Below are 1375 nucleotides of genomic sequence, written 5' to 3'. Positions count from 1 at the left end.
ACACTCGTCATCAGCTCTCGGCCTTGAAACCCCGGATTTACCTAAGATTTCAGCCTACCACCTTAAACCTGGACAACCAACGCCAGGCTGGCCTAGCCTTCTCCGTCCCTCCATCGCAATAACCAGAAGTACAGGAATATTAACCTGTTTTCCATCGACTACGCTTTTCAGCCTCGCCTTAGGGACCGACTAACCCTGCGTCGATTAACGTTGCGCAGGAAACCTTGGTCTTTCGGCGTGGGTGTTTTTCACACCCATTGTCGTTACTCATGTCAGCATTCGCACTTCTGATACCTCCAGCAAGCTTCTCAACTCACCTTCACAGGCTTACAGAACGCTCCTCTACCGCATCACTTGCGTGATACCCGTAGCTTCGGTGCATGGTTTGAGCCCCGTTACATCTTCCGCGCAGGCCGACTCGACTAGTGAGCTATTACGCTTTCTTTAAAGGGTGGCTGCTTCTAAGCCAACCTCCTAGCTGTCTAAGCCTTCCCACATCGTTTCCCACTTAACCATGACTTTGGGACCTTAGCTGACGGTCTGGGTTGTTTCCCTTTTCACGACGGACGTTAGCACCCGCCGTGTGTCTCCCATGCTCGGCACTTGTAGGTATTCGGAGTTTGCATCGGTTTGGTAAGTCGGGATGACCCCCTAGCCGAAACAGTGCTCTACCCCCTACAGTGATACATGAGGCGCTACCTAAATAGCTTTCGAGGAGAACCAGCTATCTCCGAGCTTGATTAGCCTTTCACTCCGATCCACAGGTCATCCGCTAACTTTTCAACGGTAGTCGGTTCGGTCCTCCAGTTAGTGTTACCCAACCTTCAACCTGCCCATGGATAGATCGCCCGGTTTCGGGTCTATTCCCAGCGACTAGACGCCCTATTAAGACTCGCTTTCGCTACGCCTCCCCTATTCGGTTAAGCTCGCCACTGAAAATAAGTCGCTGACCCATTATACAAAAGGTACGCAGTCACCCAACAAAGTGGGCTCCCACTGCTTGTACGCATACGGTTTCAGGATCTATTTCACTCCGCTCTCCGCGGTTCTTTTCGCCTTTCCCTCACGGTACTGGTTCACTATCGGTCAGTCAGTAGTATTTAGCCTTGGAGGATGGTCCCCCCATGTTCAGACAAGGTTTCTCGTGCCCCGTCCTACTCGATTTCATTGACAAGAGATTTTCGCGTACAGGGCTATCACCCACTATGGCCGCACTTTCCAGAGCGTTCCGCTAATCTCAAATCAACTTAAGGGCTGGTCCCCGTTCGCTCGCCACTACTAAGGGAATCTCGGTTGATTTCTTTTCCTCAGGGTACTTAGATGTTTCAGTTCCCCTGGTTCGCTCCATACACCTATGTATTCAGTGTAAGGTAAC

The 1375-nt window shown here is 51.3% G+C and carries 1 rRNA gene; it reads right to left on the bottom strand.

The window, feature by feature from the left end:
• Positions 1-1375, bottom strand: a 23S ribosomal RNA gene (locus AC0Z8Z_RS25200); the annotation flags it as partial.

The organism is Pseudomonas sp. 1L-C-7-B-C1, from assembly GCF_057291635.1.
The sequence above is the reverse complement of the archived record's forward strand: the minus strand, read 5'-3'. Positions and strand labels throughout refer to the sequence as shown.